Annotated in this window: 14 protein-coding genes; 6 read left to right on the top strand and 8 right to left on the bottom strand. The window is 73.3% G+C overall.

Going from position 1 to position 14,912, the window contains the following annotated elements:
* Positions 1–61: 61 nt before the first annotated feature.
* Positions 62–1,786 carry a GAF domain-containing protein gene (locus ACFY60_RS04150; RefSeq protein ID WP_388609963.1) on the top strand — a complete coding sequence of 575 codons (1,725 nt, stop codon included), beginning with the start codon at positions 62–64 and terminating at the stop codon, positions 1,784–1,786.
* A gap of 65 nt (positions 1,787–1,851) precedes the next feature.
* On the opposite strand, the gene ACFY60_RS04145 is transcribed toward ACFY60_RS04150, so the two are convergent.
* Positions 1,852–2,730, bottom strand: a complete 879-nt coding sequence (locus ACFY60_RS04145) for a Cof-type HAD-IIB family hydrolase (protein ID WP_388609965.1) — start codon at positions 2,728–2,730, stop codon at positions 1,852–1,854.
* Positions 2,731–2,911: 181 nt separating this feature from the next.
* On the opposite strand from ACFY60_RS04145, the gene ACFY60_RS04140 reads away from it, so the two are divergent.
* A complete protein-coding gene (locus ACFY60_RS04140; protein ID WP_388609967.1) occupies positions 2,912–3,814 on the top strand; it encodes an LLM class flavin-dependent oxidoreductase in 903 nt (300 codons plus the stop codon).
* Positions 3,815–3,848: 34 nt separating this feature from the next.
* On the opposite strand, the gene ACFY60_RS04135 is transcribed toward ACFY60_RS04140, so the two are convergent.
* The 5 genes from ACFY60_RS04135 to ACFY60_RS04115 form a co-directional block, all read right to left on the bottom strand.
* On the bottom strand, positions 3,849–4,301 hold the full coding sequence (locus ACFY60_RS04135) for a hypothetical protein (protein WP_388609969.1): 453 nt from the start codon (positions 4,299–4,301) through the stop codon (positions 3,849–3,851).
* A gap of 15 nt (positions 4,302–4,316) precedes the next feature.
* Entirely contained in the window at positions 4,317–4,901 is a 585-nt protein-coding gene (locus tag ACFY60_RS04130) for an RNA 2'-phosphotransferase (RefSeq protein ID WP_388609971.1), read from the bottom strand.
* 124 nt (positions 4,902–5,025) lie between these two features.
* Positions 5,026–5,973: a MerR family transcriptional regulator gene (locus ACFY60_RS04125; RefSeq protein WP_388609974.1), complete on the bottom strand. Its 948-nt coding sequence runs from the start codon at positions 5,971–5,973 to the stop codon at positions 5,026–5,028.
* 82 nt (positions 5,974–6,055) lie between these two features.
* Complete coding sequence (locus ACFY60_RS04120) at positions 6,056–7,876, bottom strand: SDR family oxidoreductase (RefSeq protein ID WP_388610222.1); 1,821 nt, start codon at positions 7,874–7,876, stop codon at positions 6,056–6,058.
* A 95-nt stretch (positions 7,877–7,971) separates the two neighbouring features.
* A complete protein-coding gene (locus ACFY60_RS04115; RefSeq protein ID WP_388609976.1) occupies positions 7,972–8,826 on the bottom strand; it encodes a M24 family metallopeptidase in 855 nt (284 codons plus the stop codon).
* Positions 8,827–9,066: 240 nt separating this feature from the next.
* Between ACFY60_RS04115 and ACFY60_RS04110 the strand changes: the two genes are divergently transcribed.
* From ACFY60_RS04110 to ACFY60_RS04095, 4 genes are read left to right on the top strand one after another with little or no spacing between them, the layout of a single operon-like run.
* Positions 9,067–10,032, top strand: coding sequence for an ABC transporter ATP-binding protein (locus ACFY60_RS04110; protein WP_388610223.1), 966 nt, complete (start codon positions 9,067–9,069; stop codon positions 10,030–10,032).
* Positions 10,029–10,937, top strand: coding sequence for an ABC transporter permease (locus ACFY60_RS04105; protein WP_388609978.1), 909 nt, complete (start codon positions 10,029–10,031; stop codon positions 10,935–10,937). The genes ACFY60_RS04110 and ACFY60_RS04105 overlap by 4 nt, the downstream gene beginning before the upstream one ends.
* 49 nt (positions 10,938–10,986) lie before the next feature.
* A complete protein-coding gene (locus ACFY60_RS04100) occupies positions 10,987–11,898 on the top strand; it encodes an ABC transporter ATP-binding protein (RefSeq protein WP_388609980.1) in 912 nt (303 codons plus the stop codon).
* Positions 11,899–11,912: 14 nt separating this feature from the next.
* Positions 11,913–12,632 carry an ABC transporter permease subunit gene (locus ACFY60_RS04095; RefSeq protein WP_388609982.1) on the top strand — a complete coding sequence of 240 codons (720 nt, stop codon included), beginning with the start codon at positions 11,913–11,915 and terminating at the stop codon, positions 12,630–12,632.
* A 148-nt stretch (positions 12,633–12,780) separates the two neighbouring features.
* Here ACFY60_RS04095 and ACFY60_RS04090 read toward each other — a convergent pair whose 3' ends face one another.
* A complete protein-coding gene (locus ACFY60_RS04090) occupies positions 12,781–14,091 on the bottom strand; it encodes a CynX/NimT family MFS transporter (protein ID WP_388609984.1) in 1,311 nt (436 codons plus the stop codon).
* Entirely contained in the window at positions 14,088–14,864 is a 777-nt protein-coding gene (locus ACFY60_RS04085) for a FadR/GntR family transcriptional regulator (RefSeq protein WP_388609986.1), read from the bottom strand. The genes ACFY60_RS04090 and ACFY60_RS04085 overlap by 4 nt, the downstream gene beginning before the upstream one ends.
* Between the last annotated feature and the right edge of the window lie 48 nt (positions 14,865–14,912).

Raw genomic sequence — 14,912 nt, 5'->3', positions numbered from 1 at the left:
GAGCGCGGGAGGAGCGGCGGCCGACTTTTCTCGCCAAATAGGACTTACTAGGCTCACGTTCATGACCGCCGACGTGCCGGACGTCCCGGACCCGCTGGAGAGCGCCACCCGGGCCACCCACGGCCTCCTGGGCCTGTCCACGGAACTCACCGCCCGCGTCCCGCAGCTCCTGGAAGCGATGCGCTCGGTCGGCACGGGGCTGGAACTCCACTCCACCCTGGACCGCATCTGCGAGACCGCCGCCGAACTCGCCGACGCGCGCTACGCGGCGATCGGCGTCGTCGACGAGGAGGGCGACGGCCTCCGCGACTTCGTCACCCACGGCGTCGACGAGGCGACGGCCCGCCGCATCGGCCGCCGCCCCGACGGGCACGCCGGGCTGCTCGGCGCCCTCATCCGGGAACCGCGGACCATCCGGCTCACCGACCTGACCGCCGACCCGCGCGCCACCGGCTTCCCGGCCGGCCACCCGCCGATGCGGACCTTCCTCGGGGTGCCGATCCGGGTCCAGGGCGAGATCTTCGGCAACCTCTACCTGGCCGAGAAACGCGGTGGCGAACCCTTCGACGACGACGACGCCCACATGGTCCGGGTCCTCGCCACCGAGGCGGGCATCGCGATCGGCAACGCCCGCCTCTACGAGGCGGCCCGCCAGCGCGAACGGTGGATCGACGGCTCGGTCGCCGTCACCACCGCCCTGCTCTCCGGCGGTGACGCGGACGACGCCCTCACCGTCGTCGCCGAGCAGGCCCGCCGCCTCGCCGACGCCGACGCCGGAATCGTCCTGCTCCCGGCCGAGGAGGGCGGCCTGGAGATCGTGGCGGTCTCCGCCCCCCGGCCCACCAGGGCGCTCGGTGTGGTCCTCCCGCCCGAGAGCGCCGTCGTGGAGGAACTCCTGGCAGGCGAGGCCGTCTTCGTGGCCGACGCCTCCACGGACCCGCGCATGGTGAGCGGGCTGACCTCCGTCTACGGGCCCAGCATGATCCTTCCGCTGCAGAGCGGGGGCCGGGTGCTCGGCGCCCTCGCCACGCCCCGGGCGCGCGGCGCCCGTCCCTTCACCGAGACGGAGCGGACCCTCGCCACCCAGTTCGCCTCACAGGCGGCGCTCGCCCTGATGATGGCCGACGCCCAGCGCGACCGGGAGCGGCTGGCCGTCTACGAGGACCGCGACCGCATCGCCCGCGACCTGCACGACCTCGTCATCCAGCGGTTGTTCGCCACCGGGATGATGCTGGAGAGCGCCCAGCGGAAGTCGGTCGTCCCGGCCGTGCGCGAGGGCGTGGGCAAGGCCGTGGACGAGCTGGACGTGACGATCCAGGAGATCCGTACGGCGATCTTCGCACTCCAGCAGGGCCCGGCCGAGGCCCCCTCGGGGCTGCGGACCCGTGTGCTGCGGGAGATCAACATGGCGGCGGTGCCGCTGGGTTTCAAGCCGGCCCACCGGTTCCTCGGGCCGGTCGACTCGGCGGTCGGCGAACTCACGGGCAAGAACCTGATCGCCGCGCTGCGCGAAGCGCTCTCCAACGCCTTCCGGCACGCCGCGGCCGGACGGATCGAGGTGGCCGTCGACGCGACCGTCACGCTGCCCGACGGCTCGCCCGGCGTACGGCTCTCGGTCGCGGACGACGGCGTCGGCATCCCGCACGGCGGCCGGCGCAGCGGCCTGCGCAACCTGGCGCGCCGGGCCGAGTCCTTGGGCGGTGCCAGCTGGTGCGGCCCGGGTCTCGGGGAGAACGGCGGCGGTACGACGGTCGTGTGGGAGGCCCCGCTCCAGGCGCCGCTCTAGACCCGCCGGCCGGGCCCCGTCGCGAGCCGGCCGAGCGGGCCGCCCGGGCCCGCGCCCCGGTCCCGTCAGGAATCGGCGGCGCGCGTCGCCTCCGCGACGAGCCGCTCGATGACGACGGCCACGCCGTCCTCGTTGTTGCCGGCGGTGTGACCCGAGGCGGCGGCGAGGACATCGGGGTGGGCGTTGCCCATCGCGTACGAACGGCCGGCCCAGCTGAGCATCTCGATGTCGTTCGGCATGTCCCCGAAGGCGACGACCTCCTCGGCGGCGATGCCGCGCTGGGCGCAGCACAGAGCGAGGGTGGAGGCCTTCGAGACGCCGAGGGCGCTGATCTCGACCAGGGCGGTGGGGCTGGACCGGGTGAAGGAGGCCAGGTGGCCCGCGGCCTGCCGGGACAGCGCGAGGAAGGCGTCCGGGTCCAGCTCACGGTGCTGGGCGAGGAGCTTCAGGACGGGCGCCGACGCGCCGGGCGTCTCCTCGAAGAGGAGCTTCTCGGCCGTGGCCACGGTGGCGCCGGGATCGAGGAAGAAGGGCGGGTACTCCGGCTCGTAGTGGATGCCGGTGGTGAGCTCGACTGCGAAGGCGGCGCCGGGGGCGGCGGCGCGCAGGGCCCGCACGACGTCCAGGGCGACGGACCGCTCCAGCGGACGCACCTCCAGGAACGTGCCGCCCGCGTGCAGGTCCACGACGGCGGCGCCGTTGGCGCAGATCGCCATGCCGTGACCGTGCACGTGGTCGGCGACCACGTCCATCCAGCGGGCGGGGCGGCCGGTGACGAAGAAGACCTCGATGCCGGCCCGCTCGGCGGAGGCGAGGGCGGCGACCGTGCGCTCGGAGACGGACTTGTCGTCACGCAGGAGCGTGCCGTCGAGGTCGGTGGCGATCAGCCGGGGTGCGGGAGCCGGGGCCGGGACGGTCGGGTGCGGGGAGCGGGGAAAGGTCACCGCACCATTCTTCCGCACCGGGCGCACGGGCGTGCGGGAGCCCGCACATCTGAGTGGGCGGATTTCGGCCTTCCGTGGGGGTTCTCCCCGGCCTGCGGGCCGCGCGGTGCCTCCTGCCACCCTCTCCTCATGGCCTCGGAAATGTCCGTACCGCTTCCTTCCCGGGACGTAGGCTCGGGCCATGAGCCTGCGTCTGAGCACCCTGATCCTGCCCGTCGACCGCTGGCAGGAGGGCGGCCGTGAGAAGTGGCGGCGCGCCGAGGAGCTCGGCTTCCACGCCGCGTACACCTACGACCACCTGTCCTGGCGCACCTTCCGTGACGGCCCCTGGTTCGGTGCCGTGCCGACGCTCGCCGCCGCCGCCACGGCCACCGAGCGGCTGCGGATCGGGACCCTCGTCACCTCGCCGAACTTCCGGCACCCGGTGACGCTGGCGAAGGAGCTGATGACCCTCGACGACATCTCCGGCGGGCGGGTCACGCTCGGCATCGGGGCGGGCGGCAACGGATTCGACGCCACCGCGCTGGGCCAGGAGGCGTGGACGCCGAAGGAGCGGGCGGACCGGTTCGGCGAGTTCGTGCCGCTGCTCGACCGGCTGCTGACCGAAGGCGCGGTGTCGCAGCGCGGCACGTTCTACTCGGCCGTGGAGGCCCGGAACCTGCCCGGCTGCGTCCAGCGGCCCCGGCTGCCGTTCGCGGTCGCCGCCACCGGGCCGCGCGGCCTGAAACTGGCCGCCAGGTACGGGCAGGGGTGGGTGACGACCGGCGACCCGAAGCTCTACGAGAACGGCACGCCGGAGCAGGGGCGGGAGGCACTGCGCGGGCAGGTCGAGAAGCTCGGCAAGGCGTGTGCGGAGATCGGTCGCGACGTGGCCGAGGTCGACAAGATCCTGCTGCACGGGTTCAGCCCGGACCGGAACGGTCCGCTGGAGTCGGTGGACGCCTTCGTCGACTACGCCGGCCGTCACCGCGAGCTCGGCTTCACCGAGCTCGTGATCCACTGGCCGGTCGCGGACTCCGACTTCGCCACCGACCCGGCCGTCTTCGAGCGGATCGCCACCGAGGCCCTCGCCCAGCTCGGCTGAACCGCGCCCGGCGCCTCGGGCCCCGGCGCCCGGGTCAGCGGACCCGGCTGTTCAGCCAGGGGGTGAGCGAGGCGCCGGAGACCAGTTCCTTGTACGTCTCGTCGCCGGGAAGCGGGACGACCAGCCACCAGCCGGGCGGGAAGAACCGCCCCTTCACATGGGCGAGGCCGCCGTACACCGAGCGGAGGAAGGCGGGGACGGCGTCACGGGGGACGTCCGCGAACTCGATGCCGTCCACCGTGATCAGGGCGTCGTCCTCGGGGAAGAGCCGGACGGTGACGGCGGGGGAGCCGCCCAGTTCGACGAAGGCCTCGTGCGGGAGGGAGCCGTCCGGGTCGAGGACCGCGAAGGCGCCGGCCGAGGTGCGGCGCGAGGTCCGGTCGGCCCCGATGTCGTCGGTGACCGTCATCTCCCGCCCGTGCTCCCGGGCGAGGGCGCGGACGGCGGTGACCGCCGCTTCGGTGCTGGGCAGGTGGGGGTGGGCCATGGGACCGATCATGCCTCAGGGCGGTGAGCCGGAAGAATCCCTTCGGTCCGGGAACCGGATGTACGCGGGTGGGACGGCCGCCGTCAGCCAGACGCCGTTGGCGCTGAGGCGGAAGACATGGCCGTCGCGGTGCATGGCGCCGGCCGCGACGGCGAGGACGACCGGCCGGCCGCGGCGGGCCCCGACCCGGGTGGCGGTCTCCCGGTCGGGGGAGAGGTGCACGGCGTGCCGGGCCATGGGCCGCAGCCCCTCCGCCCGGATCGCGGGGAGCGAGCCGGCGACCGTCCCGTGGTGGAGGTACGCGGGTGGTTCGGCGGCGGGCAGGCCGAGGTCGACGGAGACGGTGTGGCCCTGGGCGGCCCGGATGCGGATGCCCTCGACCGTGAACCTCTGCTTGTCGTTGGTGGCGACGACATGGTCGAGTTCGTCCCGGCCGATCGGGAAACCGTGAGCCGCGGCGGCCCGCAGCAGGCTGTCGATCTCGGTCCAGCCCTGGGGGTCGAGGACCAGCCCGATGCGTTCGGGCTGATGGCGCAGGTGCTTGGACAGGTACTTCGAGACCTTCACCGTGCGTCGGTCGTCCCTGGTGTCCCGGCTCATGCGGTCAGGATGCACGAGACCTGACTTTCGGGCCATCGAAAAACGGCGCACATGTTTGATCCACAGTGAATGTGAGTTATCCACAGGCTCGGCCCACGGTTATGTGGACAACTACCCGTCGTTTTCAGGTGGTTTGCTCAGTCCTGTCGCCTTCGCGGTGACGTGCCGTGAGCGCGTCCAATGTCCTTTTGGCCAGTTCGCGGTCGGTCGCGGCGGCCACGAACGCCGCCACGCCGTCCGCGCCCACGAGGTCCTGCACGGCGCGAACGGTCTCCATCGGCAGCGGCACCGGCCGCGTCACCTCCCCCTTCGCCGGAGGGGGCTCGGGCGACAGGTGCAACTGGAGGTGCCGGGTGGCCAGCAGGCGCATGGCGCGGGCCAGTTCCGCGTCCACCGTCTGCTGGGCGAGCGGACGCAGGCGCCGCACCATCGTCGCCGCCTCCGCCGCGTCGGCGTCCGTCGGCGGCCGGTGCTCCAGATAGCGGGCGAAGACGTGCTCCGTGGTGAACTCCAGGAAGCGCGTGGCGATGTGCTCCACCTGATCACGGAGCTCCCGCAGATGACCGGTGATCGCCGTCAGGGGTACACCCGCCGCGTGCAGCTCGGCCGCCACCGCCAGCTCCTGGGGGCTCGGCACGAGGTACTCCTCCGTCCCGCCCCCCGGCAGCCGCTCCAGGACCCCCAGTTCGACGGCCTCCCGTACGGCTTCCTCGTCCGGGGTGCCGCCGAAGCGGGCGTCCAGTTCCTCCCGGGAGATGCGGTCCGCCCGCTCGTCCGTCCACGGCCCCTGGACCTCCGCGACCAGGCCGAGGACCCCCCCGAGTCCCCGGCCCGTGTCCCAGGCGTCCAGGAGCTCCTTGATCGAGGCCAGGGTGTAGCCGCGTTCGAGGAGGTCGGCGATCTGCCGCAGCCGGGCCAGGTGCGCGTCGCCGTACACGTTGGACCTGCCGCGCCGCTCCGGCCGGGGGAGCAGGCCCCGGTCCTGGTAGGCGCGGATGGTCCGGACCGTGGCCCCGCTGTGATGGGCGAGATCCTCGATCCGGTACTCCGGCTGTGCTGACCGCTCCGACAAACCCGCTCCCACCGACCGCTTCCCCGTCCCGCCACCGCGCGACCCCCGGAGAGGGATCGTACGGCGGCCCCCGATCGGCTCCCTACGCCGGCGGCTGCCAGCGGGCGAAGGCCCGGAGCACCCCGGGGCTGAGCCGCCCCAGCAGATGGGCCCCGCGCGCCTCGGGGGTCACGGGCACGACGGCCCGGTCGTGCAGCACCGCCCCCAGGATCGCGTCCGCGACCTTCTCCGGCGGGTAGTTCCGCAGGCCGTACAGGCGCGCCGCCTTCTTCTGCCGCCGCTTCTCCTCCGCCTCGTCGGTGACGCCCGCGAACCGCGCGGTCGACGTGATGCCGGTGTTGACGATCCCGGGGCAGATCGCCGACACCCCGATCCCCTGCCCCGCCAGCTCGGCCCGCAGGCACTCGCTGAGCATCAGCACGGCCGCCTTCGAGGTGCTGTAGGCCGGCAGAGCCCGGGAGGGCTGGAAGGCCGCCGCCGACGCGATGTTGACGATGTGGCCGCCCTGGCCGCGCCCGGCCATCCGCGCGCCGAAGACCCGGCAGCCGTGGATGACCCCCCACAGATTGACGTCCAGGACCCGCTTCCACTCGTCGCTCGTGGTGTCGAAGAAGGAGCCGGTGAGCCCGATGCCCGCGTTGTTGACCAGGACGTCGACGGTGCCGTACTCCCCCTCCACCTTCGCGGCCAGTTTCTCCATCGCCTGCTCGTCGGCGACGTCCGCCGTCTCGCCCCAGGCCTCCGGCGCCCCGATCAGCCGGGCCATCTCCGCCGTGCGGACCGCGCCCTCGCCGTCCCGGTCCACGGCCACGACCCGCGCGCCCGCCTCGGCGAAGGCGAAGGCGGTGGCCCGCCCGATGCCGCTCGCCGCCCCGGTGACCAGCACCAGCTGGCCGCCGAACCGCTCCGCGTACTCCGGCCGCACCCCGCCCCTCGTCGCCGTCGCCGGGGCGGGCTTCGGCGTCCGCGCCGCCGGCTCCTCGTGCGTCCGGACGAACTCGGTTATCCACGCCGACAACTGGTCCGGCCGGGTGCGCGGCGCCCAGTGCTTGGCCGACAGCGTCCGCCGGGTCAGCTCCGGGACCCACTCGCCCAGGTCGTCGTGGAGCCGCTCGGACAGGAAGGCGTCGCCCGCCGGCGTGATCAGCTGCACCGGCGCGTGCGCGTAGGCGTCGGGGCGCGGCCTGGACAGGCGGGCGCGGACGTTGTCCCGGTAGAGCCAGGCGCCGTGCGCCGCGTCGCTCGGCAGCGAGGCCGTCGGGTAGTCGCCGGCCGGGACCTTCTCGACCCGTTCGAGGATCTTCGGCCAGCGCTTGCCGAGCGGGCCGCGCCAGGCGAGCTCCGGCAGGACCGGGGTGTGCAGCAGGTACACGTACCAGGACTTCGCTCCCTGCCCGAGGAGCTGGCCCACCCGGCGCGGTGTCGGCCGGGTCGTCCGCCGCTTGATCCAGTGCCCGAAGTGGTCCAGGGACGGACCCGAGATCGAGGTGAAGGAGGCGATCCGGCCCTCGGTGCGGCGGACCGTCACGAACTCCCAGGACTGCACCGAACCCCAGTCGTGCCCGACCAGGTGCACCGGCCGGTCCGGACTGACGGCGTCGGCCACCGCCAGGAAGTCGTCCGTCAGCTTCTCCAGCGTGAAGCCCCCGCGCAGCGGGACCGGCGCGGTCGACCGGCCGTGCCCCCGCACGTCGTACAGCACCACGTGGAACTCCTCGGCCAGCCGGACCGCGACCCGGGACCACACCTCCTTGGAGTCCGGGTAGCCGTGCAGGAGCAGCACCGTCGGCCGGGCCGGGTCGCCGAGTTCGGCCACGCAGAGCTCGATCCCGCCGGTGCGCACCCACCGCTCCCGCGCCTCCGCGAGCCCCGCGCCCGTACCACCGAACCCGCCGCCGCCCACGCCCGTACCACCGAACCCGCCGCCCGTTCCCGCCCGCGCGCCCGTGCCCTCACGGTCGCCCGGGCCCGTACCGCCCACCCCGCCGATGTCCGCGTTCACGCCGCCGCCCCCTCTTCCTCGTTCCAGCGCCGCACGTGCGGCAGGTCGTCGTCCAGCCAGAAGGCGCTCTCCTCGGGGTCCTTCGAGTCGGTGACGACCAGGATCTCCTCGAACTTCGCGCCGGTACCCCTGAATCCCAGGTGCGGCTCCACCGCCCACAGCCCCGGCATCGGCGGGTGGTCGGAGAACCGGTACGGCGACCAGAGCGGCGACCAGCCGTCCCGGTGTCCGTGCAGGGCGTCGCTCGCAAGCCCCTTCAGCGCCTGCGTACCGAAGCCGAACAGCGTCGGTGACCAGCGGCGCTCCCGCACCCGGTCGATCTTGTGGGCGATCACGCCGAACGGATAGGCCCGGTGCCGGTTCGCGTACCCCTGGCGGACCATGAGCCGGTCCACGTCCTCGTAGATCTCCCGCAGCGTGCGCCGCTCGCGGACCTCGCGCAGGATCAGCTCCCGATGGTCCCTGAGGTCGGCCAGCAGCCGGTCGTGCACCGGGTGGAGGCCGAGGCAGCCGCTGTAGCCGACGTCCGCCGTGAAACCGCGGTGCACCGGCGCCATGTCGAGGATGAACGGCATCCCCGCCTCCAGGCGCCGGTTCGTCGGGAAGAACTGGAGCGGGACCCTGAAGCCGGTGAAGGCGGTCCGGTCCCCGAACCAGGCGAACGGCCGGTGGAACCAGTCCCGCACCCCGCGCGCGTACAGCCACTCCCGCTGCATCCGGGCCGCCTCACGCTCGGTCACCCCCGGCCGGAGCCGGGCCGCCACCGCCTCCGCGCACGCGTACGCCAGCCGCTGAACATCCCTGAACCCCCGCAGCTCCGCGGTGAGTTCGCCTGTCACTGCTGAGGCCATGCCACCCGCCGTCCCGTGTGAGCGCCCGATCGCACTACGCGTCCGTAACTTGACACCGATGAATGTGACAATGACCGGAGGCTGCGTCAAGGGGCCCGGCACGACCCTGTGGAAAACCAGGGGAGAAACCGGACGCTCCTCCGGGAAGGACACCGCTCCCGTCCTCCTCTGGTCGGACACCGACCGAGCCGTTGGGCTGACGACCGCCGTGTCCCCCGCCACTACGGTCGAGGTGTGACTGTGATCGCGACCGAAAGCCTCAGCAAGCGGTTCCCCCGGGTGACCGCTCTCGACCGGCTCTCCCTGGACATCGGGCCCGGTGTGACCGGACTGGTGGGTGCCAACGGAGCCGGCAAGTCCACGATGATCAAAATCCTGCTCGGACTCTCCCCCGCCACGGAGGGCCGCGCCGAGGTCCTCGGCCTCGACGTCGCCACCTCCGGGGCGCAGATCCGCGAGCGCGTCGGCTACATGCCGGAGCACGACTGCCTGCCGCCCGACGTCTCGGCGACCGAGTTCGTCGTGCACATGGCGCGCATGTCGGGCCTGCCGCCGACCGCCGCCCGCGAGCGGACCGCCGACACCCTGCGCCACGTCGGTCTCTACGAGGAGCGCTACCGCCCCATCGGCGGCTACTCGACCGGCATGAAGCAGCGCGTGAAGCTCGCCCAGGCCCTGGTCCACGACCCGCGCCTGGTCCTCCTCGACGAGCCGACCAACGGTCTCGACCCGGTCGGCCGCGACGAGATGCTCGGACTGATCCGCCGCGTGTGGACCGACTTCGGCATCTCCGTCCTCGTCACCTCCCACCTCCTCGGCGAACTGGAACGCACCTGCGACCACGTCGTCGTCATCGACGGCGGCCGGCTGCTCCGCTCCAGCTCCACCAGCGACTTCACCCGCACCACCACCACGCTGGCGGTCGAGGTCACCGACTCCGACGCCCACCCCGACGGCACGGCCGCCCTGCGCGCCGCCCTGACCGCGGCGGGCGTCACCCTCCGTCCGGGCACCGAGGAGGGCCTGCCCGGGGCCGGGCACGTCCTGCTCCTGGAGGCGGCCGGCGAGGAGACGTACGACATCGTGCGGGACACCGTGGCCGGTCTCGGCCTCGGCCTCGTCCGCATGGAGCAGCGCCGCCACCACATCGCCGAGGTCTTCCGCCCCGAAGGGCCCCCGCAGCACGAGGAGGTGCCGGCCCGATGAGCACCCACAATCCCCAGGCCGCTCCCGCGACCGACACGACCCGCATCCACAACATCGGGTACCGGTCCTACGACGGCCCGCGCCTCGGCCGCGCGTACGCCCGCCGCTCCCTCTTCTCGCAGTCGCTGCGCGGCGCCTACGGCCTCGGCCGCAGCGCGAAGTCGAAGGTGCTGCCGATGCTGCTCTCCGCGGTCATGTGCGTCCCGGCGCTGATCCTCGTCGCGGTCGCGGTGGTCGGGAAGCAGTCCAAGCTGTCGATCGAGTACACCGAGTACGCGATCTACCTCCAGATGGTCATCGGCATCTACCTGGCCTCCCAGGCGCCCCAGTCCGTCTCCCGGGACCTGCGGTTCCGGACGGTGCCGCTGTACTTCTCGCGGCCGATCGAGCGCGTCGACTACGTCCTCGCCAAGTTCGGCGCGATGGCCTCGGCGCTGTTCATCCTCACGGCCTCGCCGCTGCTGATCCTGTGGATCGGCGCCCTGCTGGCGAAGATGGACTTCTGGGACCAGACGGCGATGTTCGGCCAGGGGCTCGTCTCGGTGGCCCTGCTGTCCCTGCTGTTCGGCGGCATCGGTCTGGTCATGGCGGCGCTCACGCCGCGCCGCGGCTTCGGCGTCGCCGCCGTGATCGCCGTCCTGGTCATCTCGTACGGGGCGGTCTCCACCCTCATGGGCATCGCCTACGCCACCGAGAACACCGACGTCATCCCGTGGCTCGGCCTCTTCTCGCCGATCACCCTCATCGACGGGGTGCAGACCGCGTTCCTCGGCGCGCCCAGCGCCTTCCCGGACGGCTCGGGCCCGGGCTCCGGTGCCGGCGTGGTCTATCTCCTGGTCGTCCTCGCGCTGATCGCCGGTTCGTACGGCGTCCTGATGCGCCGCTACCGAAAGGTCGGGCTGTGATCACCCTCCCGTCGCCCACCCCCACCCTTCCGAGGAAGGGGCCGCGCCCATGAGCGTCCTTTCCATCGACCACGTCTCCCGCTGGTTCGGCAACGTCGTGGCCGTCAACGACGTCACGATGTCCGTCGGTCCGGGCGTCACCGGTCTCCTCGGCCCCAACGGCGCCGGGAAGTCGACGCTCATCAACATGATGGGCGGCTTCCTCGACCCGTCGACGGGCGGTGTGACCCTGGACGGGGAGACGATCTGGCGCAACGAGTCGGTCTACCGGAAGATCGGCGTCGTCCCCGAGCGGGAGGCGATGTACGACTTTCTGACCGGACGCGAATTCGTCCTCGCCAACGCCGAACTCCAGGGCCTCGGCGGCGCGGAGGCCCAGCGGGCCCTGGCCACGGTGGAGATGGAGTACGCCCAGGACCGCAAGATCGCCACGTACAGCAAGGGCATGCGGCAGCGCGTGAAGATGGCCTCGGCGCTCGTCCACGAGCCGTCCGTGCTGCTCCTCGACGAGCCCTTCAACGGCATGGACCCGCGCCAGCGCATGCAGCTGATGGACCTGCTGCGGCGGATGGGCGCGGAGGGCCGCACGGTCCTGTTCTCCTCGCACATCCTGGAGGAGGTCGAGCAGCTCGCCTCCCACATCGAGGTGATCGTGGCCGGCCGGCACGCCGCCTCCGGCGACTTCCGCCGGATCCGCCGCCTGATGACCGACCGGCCGCACCGCTACCTGGTGCGGTCCAGCGACGACCGGGCGCTGGCCGCCGCGCTGATCGCCGACCCGTCCACGGCCGGGATCGAGGTCGACCACGGGGAGGGCGGACTGCGCGTCCAGGCCGTCGACTTCGGCCGGTTCACGGAACTGCTGCCGAGGGTGGCGCGCGAACGCGGCATCCGGCTGCTCACGGTCTCGCCCTCGGACGAGTCCCTCGAATCGGTCTTCTCGTACCTCGTCGCGGTCTGAAAGGAGCCTGACCGATGTACAACCCCACAGTCGCGAGGCTCACCTACCGGGCCCTCCTGGGCCGCCGCCGGGCCGCGCTCCTCTTCCTCCTGCCCGGCATGCTCCTGGTCATCGCCGCGGCGATCCGCCTCCTGAACGGCGCGGACGACCAGGTCGCCGCCGATGTCCTCGGCGGGTTCGCCCTGGCCACGATGGTGCCGCTGATCGGTGTGATCGCGGGAACGGGCGCGATCGGGCCGGAGATCGACGACGGCTCGATCGTCTACCTGCTGTCCAAGCCGGTGAAGCGGCCCACGATCATCCTGACCAAGCTGACCGTGGCCGTCGCGGTCACCATGGTCTTCTCGGCGGTGCCGACGCTGCTCGCCGGGTTCATCCTCAACGGCAACGGCCAGCAGGTCGCCGTCGCCTACACGGTGGCCGCGCTGGTCGCCTCCATCGCCTACAGCGCCCTGTTCCTGCTGCTCGGCACGGTCAGCCGGCACGCCGTGGTGATCGGACTCGTCTACGCGCTGGTCTGGGAGGCCCTGTTCGGCTCCCTGATCGCGGGTGCCCGGACCCTGAGCGTCCAGCAGTGGGCGCTCGCCCTCGCGGAGAAGGTCACCGGGGACGGCCTCATCAGCTCGGAGGTCGGCCTGACCACGGCGGTCGTCCTGCTGGCCGCGGTCACGGTCGCCGCCACCTGGTTCGCCGGCCACAAGCTGCGCACGCTGACCCTGGCGGGCGAGGAGTAGGGCGCCCCCCGCGCGGACGGGGCGGTGACGGCGGTACGGCTCCGAGGGGCGTCGCCCGGATTCCGGGAGGCCCGCCCCGGAGCCGTACCGCCCCCGCCTTCCTCAACAGCCCCGGTCGTCCCCGGGCGGCGGACCGGCGGCGGGGTGGTCACACGTGCCGGTCGCGTCCGGCCGGCAGGCCGACGGCGAGCGCCGTCGCGCAGACGCCCAGGACCAACGAGAGCGGGAGCGTCCAGGAGCCGGTGGCCTGGTGGAGGGCGCCGGCCACCAGCGGGCCCGCGGCGGCGAGGAGATAGCCGACGGTCTGGGCCATGCCCGAGAGGCGGGCGGCCGTGACGGCGTCCCCGGAGCGCAGCACGATCAGGGTGAGGGCGAGGCCCACCGCGCCGCCCTGCCCGACGCCGAGCAGTCCTGACCAGAGCCAGGCGCCCTGGACGGGCGCGGCCAGGAGACCGGTGTAGCCGGCCGCCACCAGGGTGGTGACGAGGACGACCAGGGCCCGCTGGTCGCGGGTCCGGCCGGCGAGGAGTGGGACGACGAAGGCGCCCGCGACCTGGGTCAGGTTGTTGAAGGCGAAGATCACACCGGCGGTGGAGCGGCTCATGCCGTGGTCGGTGAAGATCGTCGGCATCCAGGCCACCAGGACGTACGTCCACAGTGACTGGAGCCCCATGAAGAGGGTCACCTGCCAGGCGAGGGCGGAGCGCCGGAGGCCCGCCGGACGGCCGGCGGCGGCCGGGACGGCCCGCCCCTCGTGGCCCGTGCGGCCCCGGGCGATCACCACCTGCGGCAGCCAGGCCAGCGCGGCGACGGCCGCGAGCAGCGACCAGAAGCCGAGCGAACCGCGCCAGCCGCCGCCGAGCGCCTCCTCCAGAGGGACGGCCGCGGCGGCCGCCACCGTGGCGCCCGCGATCATCGCGCCGGTGTAGACGGAGGTCATGGACGCGGCCCGGCCGGGGAAGTCCCGCTTGATCAGGCCCGGCATCAGCACGTTGAGCAGGGCGATGGCGGTGCCGACGAGGACGCCGCCGGCGTAGAGGGCGTACACGGACGGCAGCACGCGCGCGAGGATGCCGGTTCCGAGCAGCAGCAGCGCCGCGAACAGGACGCGTTCGGCGCCGAAGCGGCGGCCGAGCCAGGGGGCGGCGAGGGCGCCGAGGCCGAGGAAGAGGACGGGCACCGAGGTCACCAGGGAGCCGGCCGTCGAGGAGAGCCCGAAGTCCTCCGCGATCTCACCGACCAGCGGGGCCACCCCGGCGAGCGCGGCCCGCATGTTGAGCGAGGCGAGGACGATGCCGGCGAGCAGCACCGCCGGGTGCGCGAGCAGGGCGCGGCGCGCGGCCGTGCCCTCGGGCGTGGGCCGGACGCCGGCCTCGGCGTCGACGAGCGGCGGCGCGTCCCCGCGTATGCCGGGGGTGTCGGTGGCCCGCGCTCCCGGGAGGTCCGTACGCGGGCTCATCGGGTCCCCTCCGGCGCGGCGGCCGTCGCGGACCGCGACCGCGCACCGGCGCCGGCTGCCCCGGTCCCGGCTGCCCCGGTCCCGCTGCCGGCTGCCCCGGCCTCGGCCGTGAGCGCCTCGACCGTCTCGATCGGGGCCCGCAGCAGCTCGCGGGCACAGCGCTCGGCCTCCTCCGGGTCGGCCGCCTCGACGGCCGCCACGAGGGCCTCGTGGGCGTCGATGTCCACCGGGGGCATCGCCCGGTCACCGAGGGCGGCCACCAGGACTTCATGAACCTGGGTGGAGAAGAATCGGTACACCTCGACAAAAGCGGCGTTGTGCGTGGCGCCCACCACCGCCCGGTGGAAGGCGAGGTCCGCGTCGGCGTCCCGGTCGCCCTCCTCGCGCAGGGTGGCCAGCGCCGCCCGCAGCCGCAGCAGGTCGTGGGTGTCGCGCCGTACCGCCGCCAGGCGCGCCGCCTCGGCCTCCAGGGCGACGCGGAGTTCGAGGACGTCGCGCGCGCCGGCGTGCCGGACGCCGTTCAGGGCGGCCGCCGGATCGGCCGCCGACCTGACGAAGGTGCCGTTGCCCTGGCGGGACTCGAGAAGACCGGAGTGGACGAGGACGCGCACCGCCTCGCGGACGGTGTTGCGGCCGACGCCGAGCTGCTGGGCGAGCTCGTGCTCGGTGGGGATGCGGTCGCCGACCGCCCACTCCCCGTCCGCGAGCTGGGAGCGGAGCTGCGCCACGACCGAGTCCACCAGCGAGGTCCGCCCCGCCGCCTTCAGTGCCATTCCGTTCCGCCCTTCATACGCCCGGTTGCCCAGTCATCCTACAACTGA

It is taken from the genome of Streptomyces sp. NPDC012827 (assembly GCF_042900905.1).
Taxonomy (GTDB): Bacteria; Actinomycetota; Actinomycetes; order Streptomycetales; family Streptomycetaceae; genus Streptomyces; species Streptomyces gulbargensis.
The sequence above is the reverse complement of the archived record's forward strand: the minus strand, read 5'-3'. Positions and strand labels throughout refer to the sequence as shown.

What these genes read in the sequence shown, in the direction of transcription:
- ACFY60_RS04150 (WP_388609963.1), top strand. Translation starts at nt 62, where the DNA reads ATGACCGCCGACGTGCCGGACGTCCCGGACCCGCTGGAGAGCGCCACC.
- ACFY60_RS04140 (WP_388609967.1), top strand. Translation starts at nt 2,912, where the DNA reads ATGAGCCTGCGTCTGAGCACCCTGATCCTGCCCGTCGACCGCTGGCAG.
- ACFY60_RS04135 (WP_388609969.1), bottom strand. Translation starts at nt 4,301, where the DNA reads ATGGCCCACCCCCACCTGCCCAGCACCGAAGCGGCGGTCACCGCCGTC.
- ACFY60_RS04130 (WP_388609971.1), bottom strand. Translation starts at nt 4,901, where the DNA reads ATGAGCCGGGACACCAGGGACGACCGACGCACGGTGAAGGTCTCGAAG.
- ACFY60_RS04115 (WP_388609976.1), bottom strand. Translation starts at nt 8,826, where the DNA reads ATGGCCTCAGCAGTGACAGGCGAACTCACCGCGGAGCTGCGGGGGTTC.
- ACFY60_RS04105 (WP_388609978.1), top strand. Translation starts at nt 10,029, where the DNA reads ATGAGCACCCACAATCCCCAGGCCGCTCCCGCGACCGACACGACCCGC.
- ACFY60_RS04100 (WP_388609980.1), top strand. Translation starts at nt 10,987, where the DNA reads ATGAGCGTCCTTTCCATCGACCACGTCTCCCGCTGGTTCGGCAACGTC.
- ACFY60_RS04095 (WP_388609982.1), top strand. Translation starts at nt 11,913, where the DNA reads ATGTACAACCCCACAGTCGCGAGGCTCACCTACCGGGCCCTCCTGGGC.
- ACFY60_RS04090 (WP_388609984.1), bottom strand. Translation starts at nt 14,091, where the DNA reads ATGAGCCCGCGTACGGACCTCCCGGGAGCGCGGGCCACCGACACCCCC.
- ACFY60_RS04085 (WP_388609986.1), bottom strand. Translation starts at nt 14,864, where the DNA reads ATGGCACTGAAGGCGGCGGGGCGGACCTCGCTGGTGGACTCGGTCGTG.